The 16,468-nt window shown below is 67.5% G+C and carries 13 protein-coding genes; 10 read left to right on the forward strand and 3 right to left on the reverse strand.

The genetic code is table 11. The annotated features are described in order from the left end of the window. Positions 1–80: 80 nt before the first annotated feature. Both P3H15_RS20640 and P3H15_RS20645 read left to right on the forward strand, forming a co-directional pair. Positions 81–1,565 carry an aldehyde dehydrogenase gene (locus P3H15_RS20640; protein ID WP_276138969.1) on the forward strand — a complete coding sequence of 495 codons (1,485 nt, stop codon included), beginning with the start codon at positions 81–83 and terminating at the stop codon, positions 1,563–1,565. A 38-nt stretch (positions 1,566–1,603) separates the two neighbouring features. Next, positions 1,604–2,722 carry an NDMA-dependent alcohol dehydrogenase gene (locus P3H15_RS20645; RefSeq protein ID WP_276138970.1) on the forward strand — a complete coding sequence of 373 codons (1,119 nt, stop codon included), beginning with the start codon at positions 1,604–1,606 and terminating at the stop codon, positions 2,720–2,722. Positions 2,723–2,782: 60 nt separating this feature from the next. Here P3H15_RS20645 and P3H15_RS20650 read toward each other — a convergent pair whose 3' ends face one another. Next, a complete protein-coding gene (locus P3H15_RS20650; RefSeq protein WP_276138971.1) occupies positions 2,783–4,069 on the reverse strand; it encodes an MFS transporter in 1,287 nt (428 codons plus the stop codon). 252 nt (positions 4,070–4,321) lie between these two features. Between P3H15_RS20650 and P3H15_RS20655 the strand changes: the two genes are divergently transcribed. Continuing rightward, positions 4,322–5,014, forward strand: coding sequence for a GntR family transcriptional regulator (locus P3H15_RS20655; protein WP_276138972.1), 693 nt, complete (start codon positions 4,322–4,324; stop codon positions 5,012–5,014). Between the two features lie 21 nt (positions 5,015–5,035). On the opposite strand, the gene P3H15_RS20660 is transcribed toward P3H15_RS20655, so the two are convergent. Together P3H15_RS20660 and P3H15_RS20665 are read right to left on the reverse strand one after the other, a co-directional pair. Continuing rightward, positions 5,036–5,914 (reverse strand): alpha/beta fold hydrolase, encoded by an 879-nt coding sequence (locus tag P3H15_RS20660; RefSeq protein ID WP_276138973.1) that lies wholly within the window; start codon positions 5,912–5,914, stop codon positions 5,036–5,038. A gap of 83 nt (positions 5,915–5,997) precedes the next feature. Beyond that, on the reverse strand, positions 5,998–6,963 hold the full coding sequence (locus P3H15_RS20665) for an AraC family transcriptional regulator (RefSeq protein ID WP_276138974.1): 966 nt from the start codon (positions 6,961–6,963) through the stop codon (positions 5,998–6,000). A 244-nt stretch (positions 6,964–7,207) separates the two neighbouring features. Between P3H15_RS20665 and P3H15_RS20670 the strand changes: the two genes are divergently transcribed. From P3H15_RS20670 to P3H15_RS20700, 7 genes are all read left to right on the forward strand, one after another. Further along, complete coding sequence (locus P3H15_RS20670; RefSeq protein WP_276138975.1) at positions 7,208–7,426, forward strand: hypothetical protein; 219 nt, start codon at positions 7,208–7,210, stop codon at positions 7,424–7,426. 14 nt (positions 7,427–7,440) lie between these two features. Continuing rightward, complete coding sequence (locus P3H15_RS20675; RefSeq protein WP_276138976.1) at positions 7,441–9,480, forward strand: hydantoinase/oxoprolinase family protein; 2,040 nt, start codon at positions 7,441–7,443, stop codon at positions 9,478–9,480. Between the two features lie 5 nt (positions 9,481–9,485). Further along, positions 9,486–11,453, forward strand: coding sequence for a hydantoinase B/oxoprolinase family protein (locus P3H15_RS20680; RefSeq protein WP_276138977.1), 1,968 nt, complete (start codon positions 9,486–9,488; stop codon positions 11,451–11,453). Then, on the forward strand, positions 11,453–12,472 hold the full coding sequence (locus tag P3H15_RS20685) for a zinc-binding dehydrogenase (protein ID WP_276138978.1): 1,020 nt from the start codon (positions 11,453–11,455) through the stop codon (positions 12,470–12,472). The genes P3H15_RS20680 and P3H15_RS20685 overlap by 1 nt, the downstream gene beginning before the upstream one ends. 95 nt (positions 12,473–12,567) lie before the next feature. Next, a complete protein-coding gene (locus P3H15_RS20690; RefSeq protein ID WP_276138979.1) occupies positions 12,568–14,058 on the forward strand; it encodes an aldehyde dehydrogenase in 1,491 nt (496 codons plus the stop codon). A gap of 31 nt (positions 14,059–14,089) precedes the next feature. Further along, entirely contained in the window at positions 14,090–14,899 is an 810-nt protein-coding gene (locus tag P3H15_RS20695; protein ID WP_276138980.1) for an IclR family transcriptional regulator, read from the forward strand. A 129-nt stretch (positions 14,900–15,028) separates the two neighbouring features. Then, complete coding sequence (locus P3H15_RS20700; RefSeq protein ID WP_276138981.1) at positions 15,029–16,435, forward strand: MmgE/PrpD family protein; 1,407 nt, start codon at positions 15,029–15,031, stop codon at positions 16,433–16,435. Positions 16,436–16,468: the final 33 nt, after the last annotated feature.

A 16,468-nucleotide genomic window follows, 5' to 3' on the forward strand; every position in this document is an offset into this window, starting at 1 on the left:
CAAAGCACCGTGCATCACAGGCCTCTTATATATATTTTGTACCATGTACTCATAATGTAGGAACCAGTCGGAGGTAGCAGATGACGTCGACCACGGGTGCACAGGCACTGAAAGAACTCATCGAGCCGGAACGACTCCTGATCGACGGTTCCTGGGTGCCCGCGGCCGAGGGCGCGTCGTTCCCCGCGATCGATCCCGGCACCGGGGAACAGGTGGCCCGGGTGGCCGACGGCACCGAGGCCGACGTCGACGCCGCGGTGGCCGCCGCGCGCCGCTCCTTCGACGACGGGCGCTGGCTGCGACTGTCGGGCCAGCAACGGTCGCTGATCCTGTGGCGCATCGCCGACCTGCTGGAGAGCCGGGCCGACGATCTTGCCGCACTGGAGAGCATGGACGCAGGCATGCCCGTCTCCCAGGCACGACTCATGGTCGGCGAGGCGGTCAATCAGTTCCGGTACTTCGCCGGCTGGGCCGACAAGGTCGAGGGCAAGAGCGTCGAGATCGGCCCTGCCGAAACGCGATTCCAGGGATACACCCGCAAGGAAGCCGTCGGCGTGGCCGCACTGATCGTGCCGTGGAACGCCCCCGTCGTCGCGACCGCGCAGAAACTGGCACCGGCGCTCGCCGCCGGATGCTCATGTGTGCTCAAGCCCTCCGAGGAGGTGTCCCTCAGCGCGCTCGCCGTCGGCCGACTGCTCCTCGACGCCGGATTGCCGGCCGGCGTCGTCAACGTCGTCACCGGATTCGGGCCGCGGGTCGGCGCTCCGCTCGCCGCGCACCCCGGCGTCGACAAGGTGAGTTTCACCGGGTCGACCCACGTCGGCAGGCAGATCGTGCACGCCGCCGCGGGCAACCTCAAGAAGGTCTCGCTCGAACTCGGCGGCAAGTCGGCGATGATCGTGCTGCCGGACGCGGATCTGGACACCGTCATCCCGGGCGTCGCCACCGGAATCTTCTGGAACTCCGGACAGATCTGCACGTCCGGCTCCCGCCTGTTCGTCCATCGGGACATCGCCGACGAGGTATCCGACGGGGTCGCCGAGTTCGGCCGCAACCTGAAGGTCGGCTACGGCACCGACCCGGACGTCGACCTCGGGCCCCTTATCTCGCAGCGGCACCTCGACCGGGTGCACGGATACGTCGAGAGCGGCGTCGCGGCCGGGGCGCGGATTATCGCCGGCGGCAATCGAATCGGCGACACCGGCTACTTCTACGAACCGACCGTGGTGGTCGACGCCGACCCGTCGATGGCAATGATCCGCGAAGAGATCTTCGGTCCCGTGCTCGGCGTCGTGAAATTCACCGACCTCGACGACGCCGTGACCGCCGCCAACGACACCGAATACGGACTCGCGGGCAGCGTCTGGACCCGCGACGTCGCCCGAGCCCACTCGATCGCGCATCGGCTGCGGGCGAGCCGAATCGGCATCAACGTCCACCGCGCGGGCGGTGTGCAGATGCCGGTCGGCGGATACAAGCAGTCCGGCTGGGGCCGTGAGAACGGCGCCGAGGCACTCGCCGAATACCTCGAGACGAAGTCCGTGGTCACCCGGCTCGCCGACTGACACCAGTCACATCCCACTCACCAACCCCAAGGAGAAGCATGAGAACTCGCGGCGCAGTCATCCGGCAGGTCCCCGGCGAACTGGAGGTGATCGACCTCGAACTGGAAGATCCCCGCGACGACGAGGTCCAGGTCAAACTCGTCGCGAGCGGCATGTGCCACTCCGACGACCATCACGTCACCGGGGACATCCCGGTCGGCATGTACCCGTTCGCCCTCGGGCACGAGGGCGCAGGCATCGTGACGAAGGCGTCCCCCAACTACAAGGGAATCGAGGTCGGCGACCACGTCGTCTTCTCCGCGATCCCGTCCTGCGGCCACTGCCGCTGGTGTTCCAGCAACCTGCAGAGCCTGTGCAATCTCGCCGCCGGCATCCTCGCAGGCCCGCGCTGGACGGACGGGACGTTCCGGGTGCGGACGACCGACGGAACCCCGGTCGGGCAGATGTGCGGCATCTCCACGTTCCTCGAGACGACGACGGTCTCCATCAACTCGGTCGTCAAGATCGACAAGGACATTCCACTCGACAAGGCCTGCCTCGTCGGCTGCGGTGTGAGCACCGGCTGGGGATCGGCAGTCAATCTCGGCAACGTCGAACCCGGACACACCGTCATCGTGATGGGCATCGGCGGACTCGGCTCCGCCGCGCTGCAGGGTGCTCGGCACGCCGGCGCGTCGCACGTCATCGCCGTCGACCCCGTCGCCTTCAAACGGGACAGCGCCAAGACGTTCGGCGCCACCCACGCCGTCGCGACCATCGAGGAGGGAGCCGAACTCGCCAAGCAGTACACCAACGGTCAGGGCGCGGACGCCCTCGTCATCACCGTCGGTGTGCTCGAGCCCGAGCACGTCGCCCAGGCACTCGCCTCGGTCCGCAAGGCGGGCACCGTCGTCGTCACCGCCGTCGGTGAGCATTCCCGCGTGGGGCTGCCCATCCCGATCGCCGACCTGACGCTGTCCCAGAAGCGCTTGCAGGGATGCGTCTTCGGCTCGTCGAACGGCACGTGGGACGTGGGCCGGCTCCTGAACATGTACAAGGCCGGACAGCTCAACCTCGACGACATGATCACCCGCACCTACCGGCTCGACGACATCAATCAGGGATACCGGGACCTGAAGGACGGCAAGAACATCCGCGGCGTCATCCTGTTCGACTGACCCACCCGCACGAGGAAGGGCCGCTCGGGATCTCCCGAGCGGCCCTTCCTCGTTCTGCGGCTACTCGGTAGTGGCGAGCGCCCGGGCCGTCCGGCTCGATTCGCTGCCGACCTGGTCTCGGGTGATGCGGGTGAGAGCGATCGCCGCGACGGCCGCGAGCACGAGAGGCACGATGACGGCGAGGTACATCGCGCGCGGTGTCATGACACTGAGCGCGTACCCCGCGACGATCGGCGACAGGATGGCCCCCGCGCGGGCGACGCCCATCATTGCTCCATAGCCCTTGGCACGCGCGAGCACGGGGTACGCCGCCGTCGACGTGGAGGTGAACCCGGACATGGCCGCGAAGGTGCCTGCGCCGAGAAGCCCGGCCATGGCCAGCGCGAACGGTCCCTGCAGCGTGAGTGCGAACCCGGCGATCGCCGCGGCGGACACGGCCGAGGTGATCACCGCGATCCGCGCGCCGGGGAACCGCAAGCCGAACGCGCCGAACAGGCATCCTCCGACCACCGCACCGAAGCTGATCATGATGCCGGCCAGCGCACCGCTCCCCGCGTCACCACTGGCGTCCTTGATCAGTTGCGGCGTCCAGGTGCCGACGAAGTAGTACCCGGCGGTGAGCATCGAGTATCCGAACGTCAGGAGGAGTGTGCGCGATCGCAGTTCCCGGCCGAGCAGACGGACCTCGCTCTGCGGCGCGGGGATCGTCTGGTCGGGTTCCGTCTTCGTTCCCTTGCGGGCCAAGAAGGCGTCCGATTCGCGGAGGAAGGCGACGGTCACCACGAACGACAGGACCCCCAGCGCGGCGCCGATCCAGAACATGCCCTGCCACGCCCCGCCTGCCAGTGCCACGAGCCCGGCGCCCGCGAAGCCGGCGAGCGTCGTGCCGAGCGGATAGCCGACCATGACCAGGCCGAGCGCCACACTTCGCCGATTGGGCGGGACGACTTCCTGGCACAGGACGATGATGACGACGCTGATGGTCCCGATCGCGATGCCGGTGACGAAGCGGGTCACCAGGAGCATCGCGAAACCGTTCGACAGCGCCGACGCGGTCAGGCCCAGGGTGTTGGCGGCGAGGCCGACCAGCAGAATGCGCCGCCTGCCGATGACGTCGGCGAAGCGGGCGAGGCCGATCGCGCCGACCGCCATCCCGGCGAGGGCGGCACTGATCAGGTAGCCCTTCTCCGGATTGGTCGCGAAGCCCTCCGGCAGATGCGGCATCGCGAAACCCATCACGAGGACGTCGTATCCGTCCAGCATGTTCAGGAACATGCAAAAGACCACGGATGCAATCTGATACGGGCGCATCCCCACGCGCGACGCCCCATCGTTCGTTGTGCTCATCAGGTCCCTCTCGCTCGTAGCACCGACAGTCGGTGCGACACAGATCACACTCGGAACAATATATGATGTGTCGTGGATTATGTCGACTCCGAACTGTGACCGACCCGACTGCGAGAAAATTGCGACGAGGGCGCGCACTCGCCCGCTCGCGGGAATCGGGTATTTCGGGCACGGCTCAGGCCACGGTCGGCCACGCGGGCGCGGATGGTACATTATGTCGAGTCTTTCGAATCCGGGAAGGTGCGACCGACGATGCCCCTGAATGACAGGTCAAGACGACAGCAACTGCCCGAGGAAGTTGCCACGTACGTCCGCGAGATGATCATCTCCGGCGAGGTGCGTGCCGGCGACTTCCTCCGTATCGAGCGGATCGCCGAAGCTGTCGGAGTCAGCACCACACCCGTCCGCGAGGGGCTCCTCGCCCTTCGGAGCGAAGGCTTCGTGGAGATGGTCCCCCGGCGCGGCTTCGTCGTGGCCCCGTTCACGAAGCAGGACGTGCGTGATCTGTTCTGGGCCCAGGCTCAGCTGGCCGCCGAACTGGCCGCACGGGCCGCGAAGAACATCACGCCCCAGCAGATCGCCGAACTCGAGGGAATCCTGAAGCAGCACGAGGACGCCATCGCACAGGGCGACACCGAGCGCATTTCGTCCCTCGGGCACGCGTTCCACCGAAAGATCAACCTGATCGCGGACTCACCGCGTCTCGCCCGCCTCCTCGGGTCCGTCGTCACGAATCTTCCGAACCGCTTCTACGCCACCATCGAGGGTCATGTCACCACGACCCAGGAGGAACATCCCCTCCTGCTCGATGCACTGAAGAAGCACGCGGGCAAGAGGGCGAAGACGATCATGGAGTCGCACATCCTGGACGGCGCGGATCACCTGATCGACGAACTCGAGCAGCGCGGACTGTGGGATACCGACGCCGAGGCCAACGCGGGCTGATCGCCCGCGGCCTCGCTTCGGTCAACTGTCCACGGCCTGCTGACGCACCCGGCCGACGAGAAAGTCCTGCAGGTGAGCGGTGAAGACGTCGTTGTCGTCGCCGGCGACCATGTGACCGGCACCCACCTCGACCACCTCCGCCGTCGGCACCAGGTCGCGGATCTCGGCGGCCGCCTCGGCGGTGACCATGTCCGACTTCTTCCCGCGGACGAGCAGGGTGGGCACGGTGACGTTGCGGGCCGCCCGTGACAGCCGGTCGGCGTCGACGTTCGCACCGTCCGTCGTGAACTCGAGAAACCGCGGATCCCAGTGCCAGTACCAGCGGCCGTCGGCCCGCTGCCGGAGATTCTTCTTCAACCCGTCCAGGTTCCGGCGTCGTCGCGGCGCGGGCCGGTAGGCGTCGACCGCGGCGGCGACGTCCTCGAGAGTGGCGAACCCGTTCGGCGCGCCGGCCATGAAGTCCTTCACTCGCTCCCGCCCGTCCGGGTCCACCCGGTGCGCGATGTCCACCAGCACCAGACCCGACACCGATCCGGGCCGCTCACCCACGGCCGCGAGCGCCGTCCGTCCACCCAGGGATGCCCCGACGACGACCGGAGCGGAGCCGATCTGCGCGATCGTCGCATGGAGGTCGGCGACGAAGAAGTCCAGCGTGTAGCCGGCCTGTGACCATTCACTGTCGCCGTGCCCGCGGGCATCCACCGTGATCGCCTGCCATCCCGCACCGGCGAGGCGTCGCGCGGTGCGCTCCCAGGAGTGCCGCGTCTGACCGCCGCCGTGCAACAGCAGCACGGTCCCCCGATCCTGGCGCGGGGACGTCCATCGGTCGCCGATCAGTGTGTCGCCGTGGGCGCCCCGGAGTTCCAGGGCCTCCCGCCGGACGGATTCCGCCACGGTCATGCCGCCTCTCGCCGCAGTGTGAAACATTATATATATCGATCTCACCGCACACCCGCCGCCCGAATCGACGTGGCGGATCCGGCTCAGCGTCGTGAGCGCAGCACGGTCTCCGAGGGAAGGAACCCGAACCGGGCCCGGTACTGCTGAGCGAACCGGCCGGGATGGTAGAAACCCCAGCGCGCGGCGATGTCCGTGACGGAACCCGAAGAGCCACAAGCGAGATCGAGGTGCACCCGATCGAGTCGGACGCCGCGGAGATAGGCGGTCGGCGACATCCCGACCACCTCACGGAAGCCCGCCTGCAGGGCGCGTTCGCTCACTCCGGCCATCGACGCGAGATCGGCCGTGGTGATGTCGTCCTCCGGATGCCGGTCGACGTAGTCCACGATCTCGCGGATCTTGGACCGCCGGGTGTGAGGGGGTTGTCCGCGCAACTCCGGGGTGAACTGACTCGGCACCGTCATGAGCAGTTGTGTCATGAGGGCCGATTCGAGTTCGTGGCAGGCAGCGGGCATCGTGGAGATGCCGTCCGGCCGGGAGAGCTCCGCGTACAGGAACCCGGCGGTCGCGACGAGCGCCTGCGCGGCGCTGGACCTCAGATCGAACGTCAGATCGAAGCAGATCTCCTCCCCGATCGGGCGGCCCGTCAGCTTCGCCGCGTGCGCCTCGAGCGGGTCTTTCGGCAACTTGATGTGGTACTGCCACGAATCCGCACTCCACTGCACCAGCACGGGAGCCTGCGGCCCGAACGCCACACCCGCCTCCCCCGCGACGAAGCTTCGGCGCACACCGCCCTGCTCGACCGTGCTCGCACCGGTGACGGGCAGATTCACGTGGTAGCAGAGACGCATCGGCGGCCCGTGCAGGGTCACCGCCGCCCCGTACGACATCCGGCCGATCGTCAAGCGCGGAGCCGGCGCGAGATCCAGTCGGAAGTCCACTTCCCGATCGTCCGGCACGTGCACGTCGTGACCCGCGAACGTCTTCGTGACCTGGGCGTGCGCGGCTTCGAGATCCGCCGTGCGGAAGTTCAGCTGTCGGTCGCTCACGCGCCCCACCTCCTGAGACCCGGCGTGGCCGGATTTCACCCACGCCGCCGTAGTGCCGGTCAGAATAATACATCATATCGGGACGAACCTGCAGGTGGCCGCGGATGCGCACCGCGCACGGCGTTCGGAAACTGGATGTCGGCCTTCGCCAGAAGGATTGTGACGCAGATCCCATCCCCATAGCGTCGTGACGACCAGCGCACCTGCGCTCCCGTCTCCGAGAGCACCTGGAGTTGTGCCCACCATGATCGAAGAACACGACAGCCCACCCACCCCGGTTCTCGAACGAACCCCTGTCGACGGCCACTGCCCGCGATGCGGTGCCGAGGAACTCCGCCGCTACCCCGTGGTATCCGAAGGCGGCTGGTTCCAGGTCGTCAAATGCCAGCAGTGCCTGCTGTCCCTGGACCGCTCCCCGTGGTCCCGGCTCGGGCCCATCCAACTTCTCACCGACCTGCTCTGACGAAGGATTCCACGATGATTGCAGTCGATGTCGGCGGAACATTCACCGACGTAGTCGCCCTGCGCGACGGCAAGATCCAGACCGCGAAGGTCACCACCGACTACGCCGAGGTGTTCGGGCCGGTCCTCGAGGGCGCCGCGGCACTCGGCGTCGAGGACGCGAGCGTGTTCAACCACGCGAGCACGCACGGCCTGAACGCGGTGATCACCCGGCGGTTGCCCAAGATCGGTTTCCTCACCACCGAGGGTCATCGCGACATCCTCGACATGGGACGGGTGTGGCGCCCGGCGCACGCCATCCTGGACTCGCGCTGGCGTCGCAGCTTCGGTGACGCCTCCCGGCCGCTGGTCCAACGCTACCTGCGGCGCGGCATCCACGAGCGGATCACGGCCGACGGCGGCGTGCTCTTCGAACTGGACGAAACGCAGGCCCGCGCCGAACTGGACGTGCTCCGGCGCTGCGGCGTCACCGGTGTCGCGATCTGTCTGATCAACGCGTATGTGAACCCGGCGCACGAGGTCCGGCTGCGCGAACTGGTCCGCGAGGTCCTCGGCGACGTGCCCTGCTCGATCTCCAGCGACGTCTCCCCGCTTGCCAAGGAGTACGCACGGGCCTCGACCACCGTGATCGACACGCTGATGAAGATCATCTACACCGACTACACCGCCAAATTGGAGAAGGGCCTCGCGGACCTCGGCTTCAGCGGGGAACTCAACTTCGCCGACTGCGCCGCCACCCTCGTCCCGTCCGGACGCGCGATGGAACTGCCGTTCCGCATCGTCTTCTCCGGGCCGGCTGCCGGCACCGTCGGATGTGCTCACTTCGGCGGGCTGATCGGCGAGAACAACCTGCTCTGCGCGGACGTCGGCGGCACGTCCATCGACATCAGTGTCGTCACGGCGGGTGAACCGTTCGTCAACACCAGCTTCGAACTCGAGCACGACCTCGTCGTGAACGCCCTGGCGAACGACATCTCCAGCATCGGCGCCGGCGGCGGCAGCATCGTCGCGATCGGCCCCGCGGGCGAGATCCAGGTGGGCCCGGACAGCGCCGGATCCTCCCCCGGGCCGGCCTGTTACGGGCGCGGCGGCACCCAGCCGACCACCACCGACACGTGCCTGATGATCGGCATCATCGATCCCACCCGGTTCGCCGGTGGCGCGGTGGACCTCGATCCGGCGCTGTCCCGGCAGGCCTTCGAGGACCTCGATTCGGAGTTCACGCTGGCGCAGAAGGTCCGCTACGCCTACGAAATGGCCGTCAACAACATGGCGGAGGGCGTGTTCAACGTCGCGATCAAGAACGGTGTGGACCCTCGCGACTACAGCCTCGTCGCGTTCGGCGCGGCCGGCCCGATGCTGTTGCCCGCGGTGCTCGACACGGTGCACTGCAAGCAGGTGATCGTGCCACCGTATCCCGGCCTGTTCTCCGCACTGGGTCTGCTGTCCGCCGACCAGGTGTTCACCGCCAACCGCAGCGCGTACATGATCCTCACCCCCGACGCGGCGCCGACCATCGACGCGCTGTTCGGCGAGATGGAATCGCAACTGCGCGAGGGGCTCGACGAGGGCACCGGCGTGACGTTCCACCGCAGCATGGACGCCCACCTCGCCGGGCAGAGCTGGGAGACACCGTTCGTGCCGGTTCCCGACGGCACCATCGACGCCGACGCGATCACCACCATCGTCCAGTCGTTCCACGACACGTACGAGAACCGGTCGGGCAACCGGTTCGAGGCGATGCCCGTCGAGGGCGTGACATTCCGGGTGCGGGCGGTCCTCGACACCCCGAAGGTCGACTACCCCGAAGCTCCGCAGCGCGGCGACGAACCCCTTCAGCCGGTCCGGACGACGGTACTGCGCTACCTCGGCGACATCGACGCCGACGGCGAGGGCACACAGCGGGCCGACGTCTACGATCGCGACACCCTGTGCGCCGGCGATGTTCTGGAAGGGCCGGCCATCGTCGACGAAGGACTCTCGACGACGCACATCGGAGCCGGGCAGCGCGCCACCGTCGGCCGCTACGGCGAACTGATCATCCGGAGGAAGTGAATCCCATGACCACTCTCGAAGCGACACCCGCCTCTGCGGGCGCAGAAACGACTCGCCTGCGCGACATCTCCGACTCCTCGTTCACCGACGCCTACGGCTGCGACCGCTTCACCGCGGCCGTGATCCTCAACCGGCTGCGGTACACCGTGGAGCACATGTCCACCGGTTTCATGCGCGAGGCGTTCTCGCCGATCATCCGCGACTGGTACGACTTCGCGTGCACCATCAGCGGTCCGCCCGATCACAACTATCCGATGGCCGTGGTCAGCAACAGCCTCGTGGTCTTCCTCGGCACACTCGGCGACGCCGTGCGGAACGTCGTCGAAGAGTACGGGCCCGAGAACCTGTCCCCCGGTGACGTGCTCATCTGCAACGACCCGTATCGCGGCGGAACCCATGTCAACGACGTGTGCTTCATCCGCCCGGTGTTCGTCGACGACAAAATCGTCTCGTTCGTGAACATGCGCGCCCACCAACTCGACATGGGCGGCACCGTGCCCGGAGGATTCTCGGCCACGAAGGCGAACGTGTACGAGAACGGTCTCGTCATTCCGCCGATGCTGTTGTGGTCCAAGGACGAACCGGTGCGGTCGACGTTCAGCCTGATCTTCGACAACACCCGGTGGGGCGGCATGCTGCTGCCCGACTTCAAGAGCATCTACCAGCAACTCGCACTCGGCGAGCGACTCGTGCTCGAGAACATCGAACGCTACGGTCTGGACGCCTATCTGGGAACGTTGACGTACGCCTGCGACACGTCGGCCGAGCGCATGCGCGACGCCATCGCACTCGTGCCGGACGGCGAATACACCGGTTCTTCGCTGATCGACGCGGATGGCCTCGACGACAGCGTCGACTACACGGTGCAGGTGACGCTGCGCAAGCACGGCCAGGACATCGAGGTCGACCTGTCCGGCACCTCGCCGCAGGCCCGTACGTGCATCAACTGCGGGGTGCTCGACGCCAAAACCGCTGTCGGCGTGGCGTTGACGATGCTGTTGGACCCCGAGGTGCCGTTCACCTCGGGCACCTGGCGCAACATCGACCTCGCCACCCCGCCGGGCACGCTGGTGTCGTCCCTGCCGCCCGACGGCGGGATCATGATGTTCTGGGAAGCGTCGGGCGCCGTCGTCTCCGCCGTCTTCGACGCACTCAACCCGGCCCTCGGCGAGAAGGGTGTCGCGGGCGACTACGGTTCCACCAACACCCACAACGCGTCCGGCGTGACCGCCGACGGAACCCCGTGGACGAGCGCCACCCAGTGCGGCGGCGAGCACGGGCCGTGGGGGGCCACGAAGGAAGGCGACGGCGACAGCTACACCGTCCTGTTCTTCCTCAACAACCTCGACCCCGCCACCGAGACGATCGAGCACGACTCCCCGGTTGTCATGCTGCGCAAGGAACACGCGATCGACACCGGCGGTCCCGGCACGTTCCGCGGTGGTGCCGCGAACCTCAAGGACACGCTCTGGCTGAGCGAGGGCAGCCACTACCTGTCGCCGTTCCGCACCAAGGTCCCGAGTGGAGTCGGCGCGAACGGCGGCGAACCCGGTCCGAACGGCGCCATCTGGATCTTCCCGCCGCGTGACGGCGCGGACGGTCCGGGCATGCTGGGCACCACACAAGACGTCTACGCGGACAGCGTCCCCGTCGCCGGGGTGCTCGACCCCGAGACGAAGGCACTGGACCCGGTCGACGGCGAGTACCACTATTTCGCCAGTCAGCAAGTGTGGCAGACCAAGACCGGGTCGATCCTGCGGTGCCTGACCAACGGCGGCGGCGGCTGGGGCGACCCGTTCGCCCGCGACCCCGAACGCGTGCTCGCCGACGTGCGCAACGAATACGTCAGCATCGCCGGTGCCGCCCGCGACTACGGCGTCGTCGTGATCGGCGATCCGCAGTCCGATCCCGAAGGCCTGCGCATCGACGTGCAGGCCACCGCGGCGCTCCGCAACGAGGAAGAAGGTCGATAATGCAGGGAATCACTTTTCCGGGGGATGGCAGCGTCGTTCTCAAGGACTTCCCGGCACCGCAACCGGGGCCGGGCGAGGTCGTGGTGCGGATGCGGGCGTCCGGAATGTGCGGCAGCGACCTCCATTTCTACCGGGGCGCGGTGTCCTTCGGCGGGAGCGCCGACACCATCCAGGGGCACGAACCCTGCGGTGACGTACACGCGGTCGGAGAGGGGGTGTCGCCCGACACGGCGTCCGTCGGCGACCGCGTCATGATCCACCACTACTGGGGTTGCGACGTGTGCGAGCAGTGCCGCTCCGGATGGCCGCAGATGTGCGACCGCGGGAACGCCCAGACGATGAGCATCACCACCCACGGCGGTCACGCACCGTACGCGGTCGTGCCGGCCCGGACTCTGCTGCCGCTCCCCGACGGCCTCAGCTACAAGGCGGGCGCCGCGATCGGCTGCGGCACCGGGACGGCGTGGGGCGGTCTCATGCGGCTCGGCGACGTCGGCGGGAAAACGCTGGTCGTGTTCGGGCAGGGCCCGGTCGGGCTGTCCGGGACCTTGCTCGCCTCGGCGCTCGGCGCCCGGGTCATCGCGGTGGATGTCAACGATTCGCGACTCGAACGCGCGCGGAAGTTCGGCGCGAGCGAGATCGTGAACTCTGCCGACGTCGACCTGTCCGCGACGATCTCCGAACTCGCGGGCCGCAAGGGCGTGGAGATGATCCTGGAGACGTCGGGAGTGGCGGGCGCCGACGCGCTGAGCATTCTCGGCAAGTGGGGACGGGCGTGCTTCATCGGACTCCCCGGCGAGGTGCACTTCCGGACGGAGGAGCAGTACAAGAAGCAGTGGACGATCATGACGTCCTGGACGATGTCCACGATCCAGCAGCGGCGCTGCGCCGAATTCATCGTCGAGCACGGGCTGCCCATCGACGACCTCTACACCCACAGCTGGTCGCTGGATCAGGCCGTCGAGGCGTACCAGTGGTTCGACAAGCAATCGGACGGCAAGGGAGTCTTCGAATTCTGACACCCGCACAGGTCACCGCATCGACGAAGCCCGCGGCCGCATCGGCCGACCACGACTGTCTCGGCCCGGCGCCGAGACGGGAGGAGGAGAACGAGTTGCTCACCCAAGACGAAACATCGCTCACCGTCCCCGCTTTCATACAGGGATCGAAGAAGAATCTGATCGGCGGCAAGTGGGTCGACGCCACATCCGGCCGGCAGATCGACACCGTCAATCCGGCGACGGGACAGGTACTCTGCCGCATCGCCGGCGGCGACGCCACGGACGTCGACCTCGCCGTCTCGGCCGCCCGCCGCGCCTTCGAGGGCGAATGGAGTCGCTGGACTCCGCATCAGCGCCGCAAGCTGATCTTGAAGATCCACGACATCATCCTCGACAACTTCGACGAGTTGGCGATGATCGAAACGCTGGACATGGGGGCGCCGCTGAAGCGGACCACCGGACTCGCCGAGTGGACCTCGCAGGTGCTGCAGTTCTTCGCGTCCCAATGCGACGCCGCGACCGTGGCGACACCCCCGAATTCGCTGCCCGGGGATTTCCTCACCCTCAAGTCCCTCGCCCCCGTCGGAGTGGTCGGCGGCATCATCCCGTGGAACGGGCCCCTGATCGGCCTGTGGTGGATCTTCGGCCCGGCACTCGCCACCGGGTGCACTGCCGTCCTCAAACCCGCCGAGGACGCCTCCCTCTCGGTGCTGCGGGTGGCGGAACTGATGATGGAAGCCGGCGTGCCCGACGGCGTCATCAACGTCGTGACCGGGTACGGCGCCGACGCGGGCCAGGCCCTGGCCGAACACCGGGACGTCGACCGGATCGCATTCACCGGATCGATCGGCACCGCCCAGACCATCGTCCGCGCATCCGCCGGCAACCTCAAACGTCTGCAACTGGAGTTGGGTGGCAAGTCGCCCGACATCGTCTTCGCCGACGCCGATCTCGACAAGGCGGTGCCCGGCGCCGCGATGGGCGTGTTCACCAACAGCGGCCAGGTCTGCGTCGCCGGCACACGGATCTTCGTGCAGCGTTCGATCCACGACGAGTTCGTCGAACGGATGCGGGAGTTCACCAAGACCATCCGGGTGGGAGACGGTCTCGACCCGAATACCCAGTTGGGTCCGCTGATTTCGGAGCGGCAGCTCGAGCGGGTCATGCACTACATCGACGTCGGTGGCGGCGAAGGCGCGCACCTGGCGAGCGGCGGCAAGCGCCTCGGCGGCGAACTGGCATCGGGCTTCTTCGTCGAACCGACCGTGTTCTCCGGCGCGTCGAACGACATGACGATCGCCCGGGAAGAGATCTTCGGGCCCGTCGCCTCGGTCATCCCGTTCGACGACATGGACGACGCACTGCAGCTCGCGAACGACACCCCGTTCGGCCTGGCGGGCGGGGTGTGGACCCGCAGCCTGTCCACAGCACACAAGGTCTCGCAGAACATCAAGGCCGGAACGATCTGGGTCAACTGCTACGGCGTCCTCGACCCGGCCATCGGATTCGGCGGCACCAAGATGAGCGGGTACGGCTGGAAGGGAGCGAAAGAACACGTGGAAGGCTATCTGTACCCGAAGGCCGTCTACATCAACCTCGACTAGCGCCTGAGGCAGGTGCCATGGAGGAGGACCGATGCCCCCGCGGAATGAATCGATGATCGAGCGGGTCGTGCAGGTGCTCGAGTCGTTCAAGGGGGCAGGCGGTTCACTGACGGCGTCGGAGATCGCGCGGAGGACCGCGATCCCGATGCCGTCGGCGCATCGGATCGTGGCCGAACTCGTCGACGTGGGTTTCCTCGAACGCGACCCCGACCGCAGGCTGCGCATCGGCACACGCCTGTGGGAGGTGGTGGCGCGGTCGTCGAGTGCGCTCACGCTCCGGGAGGTCGCCCTGCCGTACATGGAGGACCTGCGGTCGGCGGTGCAGGCCCCCACCCTGCTGTCGGTACTCGACCGCAACGACGTCCTCAACCTGGAAACGCTGTCGACGCGGCAACCGGGTGTCACCAACGTGACTCAGCCGGGTGTGCGGCTTCCCGCGCTGGCGTCGTCCCCGGGGATCGTGCTGGTGGCGTTCTCTCCGCCGGAGGTGCGGGAGCACATCCTCGCTACCGGCAAGATCACCCGCTTCACCGAGCACACCGTCGTCGACCGGGCCGAACTGGTGCGGATCGTGAACGAGACCCGCCGCACCGGATACGTCGTCGCCCGCCGCTGGATCTCTCCCGACTCGACGGCGGTCGCCGTGCCGATTCTCGCCGACGACGGCACCGCGATCGGCGCGCTGTCGGTCACGACCGCGTTCGGCGCCGACGCGCCGTCTACCCTGCTGCCGGCGCTGCACGCCACCGCTCTCGGCATCTCCCGCGCGACGCGCACCGCCGACGGTCCGCGGTTGACGTTGCTGAAGCAGCAGATCCGGCACGCGACCGAGGTGCCCTGACCGGACTCGCCTTCTCGGTAGGCGAGAATCCCCCTATCCCCGAGCCGAGACATGCGCGACCTTCTGACATGAACCGGGACGCCGACTTGCGTTGCCGGCAGCGACATCTCGACGCGGAAGAGGGACGACATGACGAAGTTCGCGATCCAGGACTCGGAAGATCCGATGAGCACCCTGTGCCGGATGGCGGTGCAGACCGACTACGACGATCTCCCCGCCGAGGTCGTCCGGCATGCCAAGCACACCCTGCTGGACTGCATGGCCGTGATGATCGGCGGCTCCGGGATGGACGGGATTCCGGCGATCGTGGATCTGGTCAAGGACAAGGGCGGCGCACCGCAGTCGGTCCTGCCGTTCTACGGTGGCCGCGTTCCCGCGGCCGAGGCGGCGCTGGCGATCGGCCCGATGCCCCGGGCGATGGACTGCGGCGATCTTCACGAAGAAGCAGGGCACATCAGCGAATACATCGTGGCCAGCCTGCTCGCGGCCACCGGGCTGCGGCCGGACGTCACCGGGAAGGAATTTCTGACGGCGCTGGTCGTCGGCCAGGAGACCCTCATCCGGGTGGGCTCGGCCTACAAGGTCATCAGTACCGCCGTGAAGTCCCACGATTGCGGCGGCCACTACATCTTCGGCGCCGTCGCCGCCGTCGGCACACTCCTCGGCTTCTCCCAGGAACTACTCGAGAATGCCCAGGGCATCGCCCGCACGATGACCCAGCCTCACACGATGGCGATCTACGCACCGGCCACCCTGATGGTCCGGGTGCACCACGGCCTCGTCTGCCAATCGGCGATCACCGCCTGCCTCCTCGCGGAAAAGGGCATCACCGGCCCCCGCCGGGAGGTGCTGACGGGACCCAACGGATACCTGCGCACGGCGCGCTGGGAAACGGACCCCGAGCCACTCACCCGGGATCTGGGCGAGCGCTGGGAGACGACGAACATCACCACCAAGGGGTACAGCGCCTGCTACTTCTCGCACTCCTCCATCGACGGCATCCTGGATCAGATGCGCACGCACGGCTTCGGCCCCGACGACATCGCCACCGTCCACATCGACGTCTCCACCTCCGGCTGGCGCGCCGTGTGCGAGCCGACCGACGTGAAGTGGCACCCGCGGACGGTCCCCGAATGTCAGTTCAGCCTCCCGTACGCCGTCGCGACCGCCGCGATCGACAAGAGTGTCTTCGTGCAGTCCTACACGGACGAGGCACGGCAACGTCGGGACGTCCGGGACCTGATGTCGAGGATTTCCGCCGCCGAGGACCCGTCCGTGTCGGACTGGGGCGCACGCCTGACCACCACGCTGCGTGACGGCCGCACGATCACCACCGAACACGTCTACGTCAAGGGGCACCCGAACAACCCGTTCGCCGAGCAGGACTTCGTCGACAAGTTCCGCAAGTGCGTGCCGTACTCGGTGCATCCGCTGGACGAGCAGGTGGTCGACACGATGATTCACGACGTGCTGTACCTGGACAAGGTGGACGACGTCGTCGCCTCCCTGCTCCTGCCGCTGACGCCGGGCAACTGACCCTTCCCGGCGCCCGGGCCATGTTCCTACTGT

It is taken from the genome of Rhodococcus sp. T2V, from assembly GCF_029269925.1.
Lineage (GTDB): Bacteria > Actinomycetota > Actinomycetes > Mycobacteriales > Mycobacteriaceae > Rhodococcus_F > Rhodococcus_F koreensis.

What these genes read in the sequence shown, in the direction of transcription:
- P3H15_RS20675 (WP_276138976.1), top strand. Translation starts at nt 7,441, where the DNA reads ATGATTGCAGTCGATGTCGGCGGAACATTCACCGACGTAGTCGCCCTG.
- P3H15_RS20670 (WP_276138975.1), top strand. Translation starts at nt 7,208, where the DNA reads ATGATCGAAGAACACGACAGCCCACCCACCCCGGTTCTCGAACGAACC.
- P3H15_RS20645 (WP_276138970.1), top strand. Translation starts at nt 1,604, where the DNA reads ATGAGAACTCGCGGCGCAGTCATCCGGCAGGTCCCCGGCGAACTGGAG.
- P3H15_RS20680 (WP_276138977.1), top strand. Translation starts at nt 9,486, where the DNA reads ATGACCACTCTCGAAGCGACACCCGCCTCTGCGGGCGCAGAAACGACT.
- P3H15_RS20695 (WP_276138980.1), top strand. Translation starts at nt 14,090, where the DNA reads ATGCCCCCGCGGAATGAATCGATGATCGAGCGGGTCGTGCAGGTGCTC.
- P3H15_RS20700 (WP_276138981.1), top strand. Translation starts at nt 15,029, where the DNA reads ATGACGAAGTTCGCGATCCAGGACTCGGAAGATCCGATGAGCACCCTG.
- P3H15_RS20650 (WP_276138971.1), bottom strand. Translation starts at nt 4,069, where the DNA reads ATGAGCACAACGAACGATGGGGCGTCGCGCGTGGGGATGCGCCCGTAT.
- P3H15_RS20685 (WP_276138978.1), top strand. Translation starts at nt 11,453, where the DNA reads ATGCAGGGAATCACTTTTCCGGGGGATGGCAGCGTCGTTCTCAAGGAC.
- P3H15_RS20660 (WP_276138973.1), bottom strand. Translation starts at nt 5,914, where the DNA reads ATGACCGTGGCGGAATCCGTCCGGCGGGAGGCCCTGGAACTCCGGGGC.
- P3H15_RS20640 (WP_276138969.1), top strand. Translation starts at nt 81, where the DNA reads ATGACGTCGACCACGGGTGCACAGGCACTGAAAGAACTCATCGAGCCG.
- P3H15_RS20655 (WP_276138972.1), top strand. Translation starts at nt 4,322, where the DNA reads ATGCCCCTGAATGACAGGTCAAGACGACAGCAACTGCCCGAGGAAGTT.